The organism is Pseudotabrizicola sp. (assembly GCF_030684215.1).
Taxonomy (GTDB): domain Bacteria; phylum Pseudomonadota; class Alphaproteobacteria; order Rhodobacterales; family Rhodobacteraceae; genus Pseudotabrizicola.
In genome coordinates, this window is sequence record NZ_JAUXOV010000055.1 from 69,262 (window position 1) to 82,826 (window position 13,565).

Annotated in this window: 17 protein-coding genes; 11 read left to right on the forward strand and 6 right to left on the reverse strand. The window is 60.9% G+C overall.

All coding sequences use genetic code 11. The features are described from left to right. The first annotated feature begins 89 nt into the window (after nt 1-89). From Q8K08_RS11110 to Q8K08_RS11125, 4 genes are all read left to right on the forward strand, one after another. Nucleotides 90-251 carry a NepR family anti-sigma factor gene (locus Q8K08_RS11110; RefSeq protein WP_305250105.1) on the forward strand — a complete coding sequence of 54 codons (162 nt, stop codon included), beginning with the start codon at nt 90-92 and terminating at the stop codon, nt 249-251. Then, a complete protein-coding gene (locus Q8K08_RS11115; RefSeq protein WP_304799522.1) occupies nt 248-823 on the forward strand; it encodes an RNA polymerase sigma factor in 576 nt (191 codons plus the stop codon). Before Q8K08_RS11110 ends, Q8K08_RS11115 begins: the two co-directional genes overlap by 4 nt. Further along, complete coding sequence (locus Q8K08_RS11120) at nt 820-2,637, forward strand: sensor histidine kinase (RefSeq protein WP_304799524.1); 1,818 nt, start codon at nt 820-822, stop codon at nt 2,635-2,637. Before Q8K08_RS11115 ends, Q8K08_RS11120 begins: the two co-directional genes overlap by 4 nt. Nucleotides 2,638-2,699: 62 nt before the next feature. Then, the gene (locus Q8K08_RS11125) at nt 2,700-4,262 is read left to right on the forward strand and encodes a phospholipase D-like domain-containing protein (protein WP_305250106.1); all 1,563 of its coding nucleotides are present in this window, start codon (nt 2,700-2,702) and stop codon (nt 4,260-4,262) included. 102 nt (nt 4,263-4,364) lie between these two features. On the opposite strand, the gene Q8K08_RS11130 is transcribed toward Q8K08_RS11125, so the two are convergent. From Q8K08_RS11130 to Q8K08_RS11140, 3 genes are read right to left on the reverse strand one after another with little or no spacing between them, the layout of a single operon-like run. Next, on the reverse strand, nt 4,365-5,426 hold the full coding sequence (locus Q8K08_RS11130; RefSeq protein ID WP_305250107.1) for a hypothetical protein: 1,062 nt from the start codon (nt 5,424-5,426) through the stop codon (nt 4,365-4,367). Between the two features lie 24 nt (nt 5,427-5,450). Continuing rightward, on the reverse strand, nt 5,451-5,831 hold the full coding sequence (locus Q8K08_RS11135; RefSeq protein WP_304803100.1) for a phage holin family protein: 381 nt from the start codon (nt 5,829-5,831) through the stop codon (nt 5,451-5,453). Between the two features lie 24 nt (nt 5,832-5,855). Next, nucleotides 5,856-6,047 (reverse strand): PLD nuclease N-terminal domain-containing protein, encoded by a 192-nt coding sequence (locus tag Q8K08_RS11140; RefSeq protein WP_304803106.1) that lies wholly within the window; start codon nt 6,045-6,047, stop codon nt 5,856-5,858. A 412-nt stretch (nt 6,048-6,459) separates the two neighbouring features. Between Q8K08_RS11140 and Q8K08_RS11145 the strand changes: the two genes are divergently transcribed. Continuing rightward, on the forward strand, nt 6,460-6,633 hold the full coding sequence (locus Q8K08_RS11145) for a DUF1328 domain-containing protein (RefSeq protein ID WP_304803104.1): 174 nt from the start codon (nt 6,460-6,462) through the stop codon (nt 6,631-6,633). A gap of 157 nt (nt 6,634-6,790) precedes the next feature. Here the strand turns inward: Q8K08_RS11145 and Q8K08_RS11150 are convergent, their stop codons facing one another. Beyond that, complete coding sequence (locus tag Q8K08_RS11150; protein ID WP_304803098.1) at nt 6,791-7,201, reverse strand: hypothetical protein; 411 nt, start codon at nt 7,199-7,201, stop codon at nt 6,791-6,793. Nucleotides 7,202-7,394: 193 nt separating this feature from the next. On the opposite strand from Q8K08_RS11150, the gene Q8K08_RS11155 reads away from it, so the two are divergent. Further along, on the forward strand, nt 7,395-8,039 hold the full coding sequence (locus tag Q8K08_RS11155) for an exopolysaccharide biosynthesis protein (protein WP_304803096.1): 645 nt from the start codon (nt 7,395-7,397) through the stop codon (nt 8,037-8,039). A gap of 6 nt (nt 8,040-8,045) precedes the next feature. Here Q8K08_RS11155 and Q8K08_RS11160 read toward each other — a convergent pair whose 3' ends face one another. Next, complete coding sequence (locus Q8K08_RS11160) at nt 8,046-9,053, reverse strand: sensor histidine kinase (protein WP_304803094.1); 1,008 nt, start codon at nt 9,051-9,053, stop codon at nt 8,046-8,048. A 43-nt stretch (nt 9,054-9,096) separates the two neighbouring features. Beyond that, nucleotides 9,097-9,498 carry a hypothetical protein gene (locus Q8K08_RS11165; protein WP_304803092.1) on the reverse strand — a complete coding sequence of 134 codons (402 nt, stop codon included), beginning with the start codon at nt 9,496-9,498 and terminating at the stop codon, nt 9,097-9,099. Nucleotides 9,499-9,637: 139 nt separating this feature from the next. On the opposite strand from Q8K08_RS11165, the gene Q8K08_RS11170 reads away from it, so the two are divergent. The 5 genes from Q8K08_RS11170 to Q8K08_RS11190 all read left to right on the forward strand — a co-directional run bounded on the left by Q8K08_RS11170 (nt 9,638) and on the right by Q8K08_RS11190 (nt 13,555). Further along, nucleotides 9,638-10,312, forward strand: coding sequence for a Crp/Fnr family transcriptional regulator (locus Q8K08_RS11170; RefSeq protein WP_305250108.1), 675 nt, complete (start codon nt 9,638-9,640; stop codon nt 10,310-10,312). Nucleotides 10,313-10,390: 78 nt separating this feature from the next. Then, nucleotides 10,391-10,843, forward strand: a complete 453-nt coding sequence (locus tag Q8K08_RS11175; RefSeq protein ID WP_304803088.1) for an RbsD/FucU family protein — start codon at nt 10,391-10,393, stop codon at nt 10,841-10,843. 2 nt (nt 10,844-10,845) lie between these two features. Then, complete coding sequence (gene rbsK / locus Q8K08_RS11180) at nt 10,846-11,769, forward strand: ribokinase (protein ID WP_305250109.1); 924 nt, start codon at nt 10,846-10,848, stop codon at nt 11,767-11,769. A gap of 146 nt (nt 11,770-11,915) precedes the next feature. After that, nucleotides 11,916-12,560 carry a sugar transferase gene (locus Q8K08_RS11185; protein ID WP_304803030.1) on the forward strand — a complete coding sequence of 215 codons (645 nt, stop codon included), beginning with the start codon at nt 11,916-11,918 and terminating at the stop codon, nt 12,558-12,560. A gap of 164 nt (nt 12,561-12,724) precedes the next feature. Then, a complete protein-coding gene (locus Q8K08_RS11190; RefSeq protein WP_304803032.1) occupies nt 12,725-13,555 on the forward strand; it encodes an urease accessory protein UreD in 831 nt (276 codons plus the stop codon). The last annotated feature ends 10 nt before the right edge of the window (nt 13,556-13,565 follow it).

The following is a 13,565-nucleotide window of genomic DNA, read 5'->3' on the forward strand; positions in this document are numbered from 1 at the left end:
TATTTTCTCCCCAGTTTCGTTTTCTACGGAACCAAACGCACTGGCGCTGCGTTTGGTTCCATGAATAAATACGGGATCAGTAGAGTAGCATGATGATGGAACATATGGCAGGTGACAACCAGAAGTCCAGTTTGCGCAAAGACATCGACGAGAATCTGAAGCGCGTTTACGAGGACGCGCTGAAGGAAGAGGTTCCCGACCGGTTCAAAGAGCTTTTGGCGCAACTGAAGGCTAAGGAGGCCAAAAAATGACCTCCCAGACCGTACCCCATGCTGACCCGCGGGAGGAGATGGCAAATCACATTCCATCGCTGCGAGCTTTCGCAATCTCGCTGACCCGCAATGTAAGTGAAGCGGATGATCTGGTGCAGGAAACCATCCTGAAGGCCTGGTCAAATATCGAGAAATTCACTGTAGGTACGGATCTTCGCGCGTGGCTGTTCACCATTTTGCGCAACACGTTCTTTTCGTCCAAGCGCAAAACCCGGCGCGAGGTGCAGGACACCGATGGCGTTCACGCCGCGACGATGTTTGAAAAGCCGCATCACGACGGGCGTCTGGCCTTTAACGATTTCAGCCGCGCCTTCGACAAACTGACCCCCGAGCATCGCGAAGTCCTGATCCTGGTTGGCGCGAACGGGTATTCATACGAAGAAGCGGCACAGATGATGGGTGTGGCGATTGGCACGGCGAAAAGCCGGGCAAACCGTGCGCGCGCCCGCTTGTGCGAACTTCTTGGCATGGCGGAAGGCGAAAACATTCTGTCCGAGCAATCGGGTGCTACGCTTGCCGTTATGGGTCGGTCAGGATTTCAAGCCGCATGACAAAGGTTGCCGCAGTAAGGCGGCGGTTTGCAGGGCTAGGGTTCCGGCTCATGGCGGTGATGGGGGTGGCGCTGTTGCCACTTGCCATCCTCAGCTATGTTCAGGGGGTCAAGACCGCCCAGCTTGCCGAAGCGCGCGTGACCAATGTGATCAAGGGCGAAACCCTGATCGCGGCCAATCCGCTGATAGCCGAGATCGTCAAGGCGCAGGCCAAGGCCGCTACGTTGGCCGCGGCTTTGCCATCGGTCTTGCGCACCGATGCGGATGCCAGTCTGCAAGCCTGTCGAAACCTGATGGACCGGGTGGTGTCAGCCAATATCGGTATTGTGACCTTTGCCGGCTATGTGGACCGCGCCGGTCAAATGCGGTGCGGCGCACGGGGGGAGGAGCGCGATCTGGCGGGCACCCCGGCAATGCAAGAGCTGTTGACCGACCCCGGCCCGAAAATTGCGGTCAACCCCTATGGTCCGGTGTCGAAAACCTCGGTCCTGATTGTATCGAACCCGGTGTTTGACGTTGTGGGCGACCTTTTGGGGTTTGCCTTTGTGTCGATGCCACACAGCATGCTGGATCAACAGACCGCTATGGTGGAAGGCGAAAAGGCCAAGCCGCTTGCGCTGGTGACATTCGATGCGAAGGGGTCTTTATTGACCTCGTCTGTCGGGATGGAAGCGGCACAGCAAAGTTTGCCTGCCAATCGTCCGTTGACCGGTTTTACGGATGGAGAGAGCGTCAGCTTTGTCGCGCGGACTGTGTCGGGCGAGAGGCGCGCGTTTTCGGTGGTGCCAATTGAGCCCGGCACCTTGTATCTTTTGGGCTCTTGGCCGGCGAACCGACTGCACAGCACGGTTTTCGAAGGGGCGTTTCCGGCCTTTTTGTTCCCGATGATGATGTGGGCGGCCAGTCTTCTTGTTGCGTGGCTTGCAGCGGAAAGTCAGGTGCTCAGGCATGTGCGGCTGTTGCGCGACCGGATCACCGCTTTTGCGGCAGGTGAGCGGCAATTGCCGGGGCTCAGGATGGAGGGCGCAGCAATGGAATTGCGGTCTGTCGGGCTTGCCTATGAGCGTATGACAACGGCGGTTCTGCGCAACGAAGCGGATCTGGAAAATACGATCCACCAAAAGGAAGTGCTTCTGCGCGAAGTGCATCACCGCGTGAAGAACAACCTGCAACTTATTGCATCCATTCTGAATATGCAGCTACGGGCCGCCCGCACCAATGAAGCAAAAGAGGCGATGCGCACGGTGCAGGACCGCGTTATCAGCCTCGCGACTGTTCACCGCGAACTCTATCAGACGAGTGGCCTGACCGATGTGCGCGCGGATGAGTTGCTGCCGCGTGTTGCCAATGATCTGCTGCGCATCGGGTCTGTCCCCGGACGGCGGTTTGATATGGATGCGCAGGTGGATGACATACGCCTTACCCCGGATCAGGCAGTGCCGTTGGCTCTGTTTCTGACCGAAGGAATGGCCAATGTGATCAAGCATTCGTGGCTGGAGGGAACAGCCCGCGCCCGTGTCGGCTTGCGGTTGGAACGGACCGGAGATGGCCGTGCGCGGTTTTCGCTGTGCAACGGTCTGATGCCGCAAGTTGATGACGCCGATGACGTGGTGGTTGAGGCGAACGATGGCTTTGGCTCGCAACTTTTGCTGGCCTTCTCGCAGCAGCTGAACGGCACCGTTACCCGTGGCCGGTCGGGCGATGGCTATGTTCTGACACTGGATTTCCCGCTGCGCCCCTTGACCGAAGGCGAGGAGAGGGTTGCACCCAAGCCCGAAACTGCGGTGCCGGATGACATAGACGATCCGACCTGACACGGGGTGCGATACGCCCAAGTGACAGGCAGCGGGCAAGTGACAGGCAGCGGGGCGGTATGATGCGCGATGACGGCCCATTCAGCACCAAGGCGCCGCAGGTTTTTATCACCGCGGCAGAGGCGTATCCCGCCCTTGAGCGCGCCTTTCTGGAGGCGCAAACCGAGATTGTCGCTAGTTTTCTGGTATTTGACCCTGAAACGCGGTTGCGCTCTGCTGAAGGGTTGGCGGTGGGGGAGCGGTGGTTTGACCTGATCGTTCATTGCTTGCGGCGCGGGATTTCCATTACGCTGACTCTGTCTGACTTTGACCCCATTGCGCGGGCGGCATTGCATCGCGGCACTTGGCGCAGTTTGCGGCTGTTGCAGGCTGCGGCCGAAGTCGCAGGCCCCGGTTCCGGGCGGCTGAGTGCCTCGGCGGCGCGGCATCCGGCGGAAACCGGCACCTTGCCGCGTGTGCTGATATCGCCGCTGATCATGGCGCGGGTCTTGCGCTCTGCAAACTGGCTGAACCGCCAACCACCAGAGGTTCGCGCCGCTGCCTTGCGTGACATGCCGGGAATCGCGGCGCTGATGGTGGTGAAGGCAGATGGCCGGGTGCGACCGCGCCTGTGGCCCTTGCCCCGGTTGTTTCCGGGCACACACCATCAGAAAATCGCGGTGTTTGACCGGCGGCGGCTGTATGTCGGGGGCCTTGATCTGAACGAGCGCCGCTATGACGATCAGGGCCACGACCGCCCGGCCGCAGAAACGTGGCATGATGTGCAAGTACTGGTGGACGGCCCGGTTGCTGCCGATGCGGCCCGCCATTTGCAGGCATTTCAGGCGGTGACAGCGGGGCAGATGCCCCCGATCGACACCGGGCAGCTTTTGGTGACGCTGTCGCGGCAGCGGGGCGTTCCTTTGGTTCGCTTTGGCCCCAAACCGATTGTGCAAAGCATCTTTGACGCCCATTGCGCCGCAATTGCGGGGGCTCAAGGGCTTATCTATCTGGAAACGCAGTACTTTCGGGACATAAAGCTTACCCGCGCGCTGTGCAAGGTGGCCCAGGAAAAGCCCGATCTGGGGCTGATCCTGATGCTGCCGGGCGCGCCCGAGGAATTGGCGTTTGACGGGCGCGACGGGTTGGACTCGCAACTGGGAGAATTTTATCAGGCCCGATGTTTGCGCCACCTCAAGCGCGCCTTTGGCAAGCGGTTGTTCATCGGAAGCGCAGCGCAGCAAAGGCGGGCGCGCAAGCAGCAAAGGATGGGGCGCGATCTGTTGGCCAAGGCCCCGCTGATCTATATTCATGCCAAGGTTTCGGTCTTCGACCACGTGGCAATCATTTCATCGGCAAACCTGAACGGGCGGTCAATGCGCTGGGATACCGAGGCCGGAGTGCAACTTGACGATCCGCAAACGGTCGCGGATATGCGGCGGCGTTGCATGGCCCATTGGCTGCCCGAAGCGGTGGATGCCAGCTTTTTTGCGCCCGAAACAGCGGTGGCTGCATGGCGGGGGCTGGCGCTGTCAAATGCGGGCCGTGCGCCCGAGGCGCGTCAGGGTTTCGTGCTGCCCTATGATCTGCGCGCCGCAGAGAAATTCGGCACAGCTGTCCCGTTTCTGCCGCCGGAAATGGTCTGACTCGATGCGAAACTTGGGGCCATAAAAAGACCCACAGCCGGGGCTGTGGGTCAGGTAGGGGTGCCGTGTGGAAGGCACAGGGAGAGACAGGTCGGTTGCGTGTCAGTTCGCGCGGCCGCGGGTCAGTTTATCGGCCAACTTTTGCGTACTTTTGCGACGGCTGCGGGTCTGTGCGCTGACACGCTTTGCCGCGCTATTTACCTGATCCGCCGCCCGGCGGGTGCTTTTGCGCACGCTCGCCTCCAGATCTTCGGCGGCGTCTTCGACGGAGTCGGCGACATCACGCCCCTTGTCGCGCACGCCTTCCAGAATATCGGTCAGATCCGCGACCATCGCCAAAGCGGCTTCGGAACCACGCGCGCGCAACGCAGTTGCCGCTTCGCCAATCGCACGGCCAGCGGCAGTCGTTTCGGTGTCAAACGCCTTGCGCGCCTTTGCCATCAACGCTTCGGCGGACTCGGCCAGCGTTTCGCCATCGCGGCGATTGGCTTGCAGGGCCGTGGCCAAAGCCGCACCCACCGCCACCGCAACCGCCGCCGAGGCGACCGGGTGACGGCGCAGGAAGTTGCGGTCGTCTGCGTCATCACGCAGATGGTCAATCTGATCTTCAACCGCTTCGGCACCCGAGGCAAAGGCGGCATAGGCGCGTTCACGGGCGGCGATGATCCGGTCGGCGGCCTCATCGCCCAGGTCCGACAGGCCATGGCCAAAGGCAGCAGCCAGATCGGCGGCCAGATCGGCAGTCACAGTGGCTTTTTCGCGGGCGAAAGCTGCGGCGTCGGCACCCCTGTCTGACATGTCTTCATAAAGTGACGTCAGACGGTCGCGCGCAGCTTCGCGGGCATCATCGGCGCGGGCCTGCCAATCCTCGATCGTGTCAGACACGCGGTCGGCAAGGGTTTCCTCGCGGCGCTGACCAAAGGTCAACCAGGCAAGGCCTGCACCGACAAGCACCGTTGCCAGCGGGTAAGTGCGCAAGGCGCGGGCTGCTGCGGTTGCCAGAACGGTCTGACCCAGCGGGCCAGTCGCCAGCCCGATCAGATCGTCGGACGTGTCGCGGCGGCCCGTCAGACGGCCCGTCAGTCGGCCTAGGGCGGCGCGAAGGGCGTCTTCTGTGGCGCGTGCTTCGTTGAACAGCGCCTCGGAGGTACGGGAACGTGCCATGTCAGTCTCCTATTCAGAAATGTGTCAGGGGCGGTTGGCGGGAACGTTTTCGCCAGTGCCCGCAAGAGAAGAAAGTGGAAGCGTGGCCCGCCGCAGGCAGGACCGCGCAATCAAAAGGAAGATCAGAGCCACAAGCGCGCAGGCCGCCGCTGCCGCCAGCGTTGCTTGCAGGGGCGTCAACCCAAGTGCTGCAAGGCCAATCAGTCCGGCCTGCACCAGCAGAACCAGAAAAATCACCACCAGCACCAAAGCCAACCCGGCAAGAACAAGCGCCGTTACCACGGAAGACGCCCGCAGGCGCAGCTCGACCTTTGCCAAAGCGAACCGCAATGCCACGGCGCGACGGCCCAGCATCAAAAGGTCGATCAGCGGTACAATAAGGCCTTCAAGTCCAGAGCGCGCCATTATGGTCTTCCTGTCTGCGTTTGGTCAGATGCGCCGTGCTTCGGCGCGTGGTCCCATAAAAAACCACAAGATAAAGCCGATGATTGGCAGGAAAAGGATCAGCAAGGTCCAAATCACCTTTTTCCCGGTGGTCGCGGACGATCCGATGACAGAGATGATGGCCCAAAGGTCCAGCGCCAAAATCAATAGTCCGCCAAAGCCGGATAGTTCAAACATGCTTAGTTGGCTCATCTTTCGTGCCTTTTACGCAGTGGTTTCGGTGATGTCGCGGCGACGCCACGATCTTGTGATGAGACAACGCCGGCATTTGGCTTTGGGTTCCGATGCCTTTTAAACTTTGTTCAGGTGCCGGGGCGGGGTAGATCCGCAGGCTTTCTGCGCTGCTGCTCTGATAGTTTTGGGCAACATAACCGCCCATGCCACGGTCATGCTTCGGGCTGGGCCCGATATAGCGTGGTGGCCTGCAGAAGTGGGGGAAATTCTATCGCTATTGATATCTCTGACGGCTGCTTCAACGCCATTGGCGAAATTTTTTTGGGGCTGGGCGGAACCTGACCTGCCTGCCCACGTTGGTTTGTCATGAGCGCTAAGGCGCAGAAATATGAACCAGATAAAGAAGGAGATCACCATGCTAGGTTGGGCATTGACGTTTCTGGTCGTAGCATTGATTGCAGCGGCTTTGGGCTTTGGCGGGATTGCAGGCGCTTCGGCCTCGATTGCACAGATCCTGTTTTTTGTATTCATCGTATTGTTTGTTGTGGCGATGGTTGCGCGTGCGGTGCGCGGCAAACCACCGGTCTGAACGCCCCCGGTCTGATTGCAAACAGTCTTGCCATCGCTTCGGTAGAGCGTGCATTCGGGAAAAGCCGCCCCTTCTGGGGCGGCCTTTTTTTGCAGATGACGATCGGGATGTGAAAAGACCAGCCAAACGACTGGTCACTTGCTTCGTTGTTTGAGTTTTAGCGGATCACGGTTTCAGGCTGCGCGCCGTCTAGCGAGACAACGGTAAACTCTGCCGGATGGGCGGTCAGGGCGCGGCCTGCGTTGCGTGAAAAGCTGATGAGGGACTGGTGCAACTGTCCGTCGGGCGTGTCTCCGAAGGCCAGAAATACAATGCGCCGCGCCCCGGTGGCCACCAGTTTGCGGGCCTTGGCAACGGCGGTCAGAAAGTCTGTCCCATTTTCAACGGTGCCCGGACCAATGCCACACCGGACATAATGCACCGCGTCTTTTGCGTTGCCTGCCACTTCAATAAAGTCATCGGGTCGGGTCAATCGTGCGCCCGACTGGATCAGCGCCTGCATCCACGGCAACTGAAGGCTTGGCGAAACAGGGGGGCAGTGCGGTTGAGGCGGTTCCGTGGCGGTCATGTCATCTCGCTCCTGTGGTCAATGCGCTTTTCGGGCGCGATTGATCGTCGACTGGCAGTTTAACGCCAGAGGGGTGGGGATTGGTTCCCTGTTGTCTTGCGCGTCGGCAAAGGATTGCCCATCTGCTGACAGTGCCCGTAGCCAACTGGCCGAAACCGCCTGTGTGTTCGGGAGCAGAGGATAGATTAGAACCATGTCACCCATACGAAACCAAAGCGGGCACGGGGCCGAAGGATCAGATGAGCCTGCACCGGGTTCTGATGCGTCGCTGTCGGATCTGAGCGCCATAGTGTCCCGCATGCACGCTGCGTCCCGTGGGGTCGAGAGGGTGCAACTGGGTGATCTGGTGGATGCGATGGGTCCATCGTCGATGGCGGCTGTGCTGCTGGTGCCGGCACTGCTGTTGATCTCGCCGCTCAGCGGTGTGCCAGGGGCGTCGATTGTGGGCGGGCTGGTGATCGCGCTGATTGCCGGGCAGATCGTGTTGCGCAAACCAAAGGTCTGGTTGCCGGAATTGATCCGTGCCCGCAGCCTGCCGGGACCAGCGCTCCGCCGCGCGCTGGCGTGGTTGCGCAAACCTGCGCGCCGATTTGACGGCATGGCCCCGGCCCGACCGGGTGGCGGCGCAGATTCGTGGTGGACCCCTGCGCTGGCCTTTTTGTGCCTGTGTCTGGGCCTGAGCATGCCGATGTTGGAGCTGATCCCGTTTTCATCGTCGATTGTCGCGTCTCTGGTTGCAGCCCTCGCGACCGCCATGTTGACAGGGCGCGTGCGGATCGCGCTGGTCGCTATGGCAGTTGCCGCCCTTGCCATCAGCGGTGCGTTTTGGTTGCTGTAGGGTGGTTTATTTCTTGTCTGCCCCATCAAGTGGAATGGTTAGTGTGACCCGTGTGCCATTGACTGTTTCAAAGGTCAGTGTGCCATCAAGCTGTTCGGTGAACTGAAGCGCCACCCGCAAGCCAAGGCTGCGGGACTTTTCGGGCGCAAAGTCCGGTGGCAAACCTTTTCCGTCGTCCTGCACAATAATGATCGCTTCGGGGCCACGGCTGCGCATGGTCAGGTGCAGATGGGTTTTCTTGGTGTCATGGGCTGCATGCTCGACCGCATTTGACACCAACTCAACGATGATCAGTGCCAGCGGCGTGGCCTGATCTGCCGAAACGATCACCGGCTCTACATCGAAATCCAGCGTTATTCGATCTGACAGCGCCGAGCTGCTGACCACCTCGGGCAGCACATCGCGCATGAGGTGGCCCATGTCGGTGGTCTGGCGTTTGGGGTTGTGCAACTGACGCTGGATGCTGGCCACGACCTGCAAGCGCGCCGAGGCCACATCAAGCGCTGCCCGTGCCGCCTCATCCGCCACATTGCGGCGCTGCATCTTCAACAGCGACGACACCACCTGAAGGTTGTTTGACACCCGGTGCTGCAATTCGTGGAACATTGTCTTGTTGGCATGGGCCAGCGTGTCGGACCGGTGTTTTTCAACCTCCAGCTTGCTCAGGGCATAGCGCATGACATGGACCAACACCAATTGGGTGATGACGATGAACATGTAAAACGCCAGCGCAAGAACACTGGACGGCAAGAGGGCGAAGCTGTTGTCGGGGGCCAGAAACCAATACCAGGCAATAAGTCCGCAGACCACGGCAACCGCAACGCCCGCGCGGGTCCCCGCGAAAAACGCAGTCAGAATCACGGCGGGAAAGAACGTCAGATACGGGAATCCGGGCGGCAAAGCAGACTCCAGATAGGCGCGCGCCGACGCCGATATAAGGATTGCAAGACACGCAAACACAATCTGATAAACAGGGCTGCGCTCAGCTACAGCCCAAAGTCGCAGTTGTTCCATTTCGCTATCCTAAGCCGGGCCTTTCTCCGGCGACAACCGGACGTTAACCCAAGAGAATCTCTTTGCAATAACTATCCATACAAGGCTGCGTTTCAGGGCAGGCATCATGCAAAGCTTCGCGCACTTGCGCCGCAGAAAACGGCATGTCAAGGGCGTGCCAGCCCAGTTCGGCGATGTCTGGCCCTTCGTCATCATCGGCTGCGGTCAAAAGCACTTTGATTTCAAGGTCACAGATCAGGTCAACCAGAGCAAACGCCTGCATCTTGCGCAAGGACTGCCGCAAAACCAGCAATTCTGGCCGCTGTCCATCGGACAAGGTTGCGACAGCCTGCATTACGTCGCGGCACAAGATGACGCTGGCATCAGGCCAAGCTTCCATCACGGTTTGCGCCAGATCAAGGCTGATAAGCCCGTCGGGGTCTTGAACCAGGATTGTTTTCGGCATGCCGCCCCCTTTGAAAAAGAAGGGGGAGTCATGGAACCAAAAGCCGCGGTGCGCACTTAACTGTGACATAGAGCTGGAGGAAAAGTTGAAAACAGTTTGCCGTTCTTGTCCGTTGCGCCAATGCGAAGCCTTTCTGCCGATGACCGAGGATGAAATTCGTTTCATGGAGCGGTTCAAGAAGGGCGAGTTGTCTGTTGAACGCGGGGCCACCATTCTGTCCGAAGGCCAGTCCAGTGCGCAGCTCTACACTGTGCTCAGTGGGCTTGGCCTGCGTCACAAGACATTGGAAGATGGTCGGCGTCAGGTGCTCAACCTGATCTTTCCGGGCGACTTTCTGGGGCTTCAGGCTGGCCTGATGGGCGAGATGGGGCACTCGGTAGAGGCCGCAACCCCGATGGTCTTGTGCGTCTTTGACCGCAGCGCCTTGTGGTCGCTGTTTCAGACCAACCCGTCACGGGCCTACGATCTGACATGGATTGCCGCGGTCGAGGAGCACTTTCTGGGCGAAACGGTTGCCACGATCGGACAGCGCGACGCCTCTGCGGCGCTGGCTTGGGCGTTTTTGCGGATCTATCGGCGCGGCGAAAGCCTTGGGCTGGTGTCGGATGGCAAGATGTCATTGCCCTATCGTCAACAGGATATGGCTGACGCACTTGGCCTGTCGCTTGTGCACACCAACAAGCGGCTGCAAAAGTTTCGTGCGGCGGGCCTGATGGACTGGTCGCGTGGGGTTTTGCACATTCCCAACCGCAAAGCATTGGCCGAACTGGCCAAACTGGCGGACGAGCCTGCGGAACAGCGGCCTATCCTGTAACCTCTTGCGGCGCGCTGTTCGTCGGGGCAGTCTGGCATCAAACGGTGCCGGGGATGCGCCGCAACAAGAGGGACGACCATGCTCAAGGGAATTGACCACCGGCTGAATGCCGATGTGCTGGGGACACTGCGGGCCATGGGGCACGGCGATTATCTGATGGTTGTTGATACCAATTTCCCCGCCGACAGCATTGCACGCGAAACCCCCGTCGGACGACTGCTGCGTATGGAAAACCTGACGGCGGCGCAGGCGGTTCAGGCCATCTTGTCGGTGATGCCGCTGGATACATTCGTGCCCGATTTCGCCGGGCGGATGCAGGTTGTGGGTGACCCCGCAGCCCTGCCAGAGGTGCAGGCCGAAGTGCAGGTTGAGGTGGACCGCGCCGAAGGCACGGCGCGTCCCTTGCCAGGGGTTGAGCGGTTTGCGTTCTACGATCTGGCCAAGGGGGCCTATGCCGTGATCCAGACGGGTGAACGGCGATTCTATGGCTGCATCATGCTGCGCAAAGGCGTGATCGGGCCAGAGGCGTGACCATGGCGCACAAAGTTGTGGTCCTTGGGATCTTTGTGGCAGATGCGGCCTACCGCGCCGATCGGTTGCCGCGGCTGGGCGAGACAATTCTGGGCCATCATTTCATGCTGGGACCGGGCGGCAAGGGATCGAACCAGGCGGTTGCGGCGGCGCGGGCGGGGGGGGATGTGCATATCATCACCCGACTGGGGCGCGACGCTTTTGCCGATATGGCGCGTGACCTGTGGCGCGCTGCCGGAATCACGCCCGAGGTGACGGAAGACCCAGACAGCTATACCGGGTCGGCCTTTATCTTTCTGGAGGCTGCGACCGGACAAAATGCCATCATCGTGGCACAAGGGGCTGCGGCGCGCATCTCGGTCGCCGATGTTAAGGCGCGGCGCAGTCTGATTGAGGGGGCAGCAGTGTTCATGACCCAGTTGGAACAACCTCTGGATGCGGCCGAACACGGGCTTCGGCTTGCGCGGGGGGCAGGCGTACGCACAATCCTGAACCCGGCCCCTGCTGCGGCATTGACCGATACGATGCTGGGTCTGTGCGACCTGATCACACCCAACGAATCCGAAGCCGAAGGGCTGACCGGGGTAACGGTCAACTCCTTTGCCGATGCCGAAGCCGCCGCTGATCGGTTGATCGAGCGTGGCGTGGGGGCGGCGATTATCACCTTGGGCGAAAAGGGTGTGCTCTATCGCAAGGATGGCACCAGCCTGCAGGTGCCAGCGCGCGCGCCCGGCCCGGTGGTGGATACGACCGGCGCGGGCGATGCGTTCAACGGTGGTCTGGCCGTCGCGCTGGCGCAAGGCGCGGCGATAGAGCAGGCCCTGCGGTTTGGCGCGGCCGTGGCCGGATTGTCGGTCACCCGCCATGGCGCGGCAAGTTCGATGCCAACCCGCGCAGAGGTGGACAGGTTTCTGCGAGAACAATAAGCGGGGCTTGCAACCTGTGGCGGGCGATGCAGCGTCATCTAGTTGCTGCGGGCGCTAATTTTGTAAATTTCCCCTGAGATTTTGGTGGGTTTGGGCGTAAGAGCGGGAACTCGGGACAAACCGAACTGTGTCTTGGGGTGCTGCCAATGTCTGCCCTTTTATTTTCTCGGCCTGCTGCGTTGCAGGTGCCTGCTCCTGCGCGCCACAAACGGGTGTTGGATGTGGGTTTGATTGTGCTGGCGCTGCCGGTGCTGCTACCCGTGGTTCTGCTTTTGGCATTGGCGATCAAACTGACTTCACCCGGTCCGGTGCTGTTTTTTCAGACCCGCGTCGGACGTGATGGCCGCCGCTTTCGGATGGTGAAATTCCGCAGCATGTATCCCGATGCCGAAACGCGCCGCGCGGCGCTTTTGGCGCAATCAGACCGTGCCGGGCTGTGCTTCAAACACAAGGACGACCCGCGCGTGACCAAAGTAGGGCGGATTCTCCGGCGATCTTCGCTGGATGAATTGCCGCAATTGTGGAACGTCCTGCGCGGTGAGATGTCTTTGGTTGGCCCCCGCCCGGCGTTGCCAGAGGAGGTCGCGCTGTATTCTTACGAAGCCAAGCAGCGGCTGGCGGGTTTGCCGGGGCTGACCGGGCTTTGGCAGGTCTCGGGTCGGGCCAATATCGGCTTTGACGAGATGGTGGCGATGGATCTGCGCTATCTGCAAGAGGCCAGCTTGCGAAACGACCTGATGTTGATTTTTCGCACCTTTGAGGCCGTTGCTTTGGCGCGGGGTGCCTACTGACCGGGCGACTGCCGGGGCGGGTGTTTCAGAACGACTTTTTTTTGGGCAACACGCACGACTATTGGGCGTCAGTCGCGCCCTGATCAATCAGATCTGGTTGCCGCGCGTGTCGCGCATTGAGCCTGCCCCAGCCACGCATAAGCCTTGGGCGAAAGCGGGGGATCATGTTTGCAGCAGCCATCACAGAGCCGATGCAGCGCAGCCGGGGGGAAGCCTCGGTTTCGCTAGCACTTGGCCCGGCGGGCATGCGGCTGACAGGCTTGCGCCAGCAAGGGTCGGCCAAGTGCATCCTGCCGCACGGACCCATTGGCCGTGGTGGTCCGCCAGAGGTGGTGTTTCTGAACACATCAGGTGGGCTGACCGGGGGCGATACCCTGGCTTATGCAGTCACGCTGGGGCCAAGTGCGCGGGCGGTGGCCACGACGCAAACCGCCGAACGGGCCTATCGGTCGTCTGGCGGGGCCGCACGGGTGCGGGTCACAATGGATGTGGGGCCGGGGGGCTGGCTGGACTGGCTGCCGCAAGAAACCATTTTGTTTGAGGACAGCCATCTGGACCGCCGCACAACGCTTGATCTGGCCCCCGGTGCGGGCTGCCTGCTGTTGGAAAGCGTTGTGCTGGGCAGGGCTGCGATGGGCGAATCTGTGGGCCGGGTGGCACTGCGCGACTGGCGCGAAATCCGCCAGTCAGGCCGCCCGGTGATGGTCGAGCCGCTGACCCTGACCGACCGCGCCTTGCAAACCGGCGTGGCGGGGCTGCGGGGCTGCCGGGCATTTGCCTCATTGGCGATGGTGGGGCAGGGGGTTGCTGACCTGTTGGCCCCTGTGCGGCGCGTGCTGGATGAACCCGGCGTGACCGCAGCCGCATCAGCCCCGGATGGCCGCCTGATGCTGCGGATGATGGCGGCAGATGGCTGGCCCTTGCGCCGCCAGATCGCCCGCGCTTTGGCCGTGTTGCGCCGGGGTGCAGCCCTGCCGCGCGTCTGGCAGATGTGAAGGAGAACTC

What these genes read in the sequence shown, in the direction of transcription:
- Q8K08_RS11140 (WP_304803106.1), bottom strand. Translation starts at nt 6,047, where the DNA reads ATGTTTGAACTATCCGGCTTTGGCGGACTATTGATTTTGGCGCTGGAC.
- Q8K08_RS11160 (WP_304803094.1), bottom strand. Translation starts at nt 9,053, where the DNA reads ATGGAACAACTGCGACTTTGGGCTGTAGCTGAGCGCAGCCCTGTTTAT.
- Q8K08_RS11145 (WP_304803104.1), top strand. Translation starts at nt 6,460, where the DNA reads ATGCTAGGTTGGGCATTGACGTTTCTGGTCGTAGCATTGATTGCAGCG.
- Q8K08_RS11115 (WP_304799522.1), top strand. Translation starts at nt 248, where the DNA reads ATGACCTCCCAGACCGTACCCCATGCTGACCCGCGGGAGGAGATGGCA.
- Q8K08_RS11190 (WP_304803032.1), top strand. Translation starts at nt 12,725, where the DNA reads ATGTTTGCAGCAGCCATCACAGAGCCGATGCAGCGCAGCCGGGGGGAA.
- Q8K08_RS11150 (WP_304803098.1), bottom strand. Translation starts at nt 7,201, where the DNA reads ATGACCGCCACGGAACCGCCTCAACCGCACTGCCCCCCTGTTTCGCCA.
- rbsK (WP_305250109.1), top strand. Translation starts at nt 10,846, where the DNA reads ATGGCGCACAAAGTTGTGGTCCTTGGGATCTTTGTGGCAGATGCGGCC.
- Q8K08_RS11165 (WP_304803092.1), bottom strand. Translation starts at nt 9,498, where the DNA reads ATGCCGAAAACAATCCTGGTTCAAGACCCCGACGGGCTTATCAGCCTT.
- Q8K08_RS11110 (WP_305250105.1), top strand. Translation starts at nt 90, where the DNA reads ATGATGATGGAACATATGGCAGGTGACAACCAGAAGTCCAGTTTGCGC.
- Q8K08_RS11155 (WP_304803096.1), top strand. Translation starts at nt 7,395, where the DNA reads ATGTCACCCATACGAAACCAAAGCGGGCACGGGGCCGAAGGATCAGAT.
- Q8K08_RS11170 (WP_305250108.1), top strand. Translation starts at nt 9,638, where the DNA reads ATGACCGAGGATGAAATTCGTTTCATGGAGCGGTTCAAGAAGGGCGAG.
- Q8K08_RS11120 (WP_304799524.1), top strand. Translation starts at nt 820, where the DNA reads ATGACAAAGGTTGCCGCAGTAAGGCGGCGGTTTGCAGGGCTAGGGTTC.
- Q8K08_RS11130 (WP_305250107.1), bottom strand. Translation starts at nt 5,426, where the DNA reads ATGGCACGTTCCCGTACCTCCGAGGCGCTGTTCAACGAAGCACGCGCC.
- Q8K08_RS11185 (WP_304803030.1), top strand. Translation starts at nt 11,916, where the DNA reads ATGTCTGCCCTTTTATTTTCTCGGCCTGCTGCGTTGCAGGTGCCTGCT.
- Q8K08_RS11175 (WP_304803088.1), top strand. Translation starts at nt 10,391, where the DNA reads ATGCTCAAGGGAATTGACCACCGGCTGAATGCCGATGTGCTGGGGACA.
- Q8K08_RS11125 (WP_305250106.1), top strand. Translation starts at nt 2,700, where the DNA reads ATGCGCGATGACGGCCCATTCAGCACCAAGGCGCCGCAGGTTTTTATC.
- Q8K08_RS11135 (WP_304803100.1), bottom strand. Translation starts at nt 5,831, where the DNA reads ATGGCGCGCTCTGGACTTGAAGGCCTTATTGTACCGCTGATCGACCTT.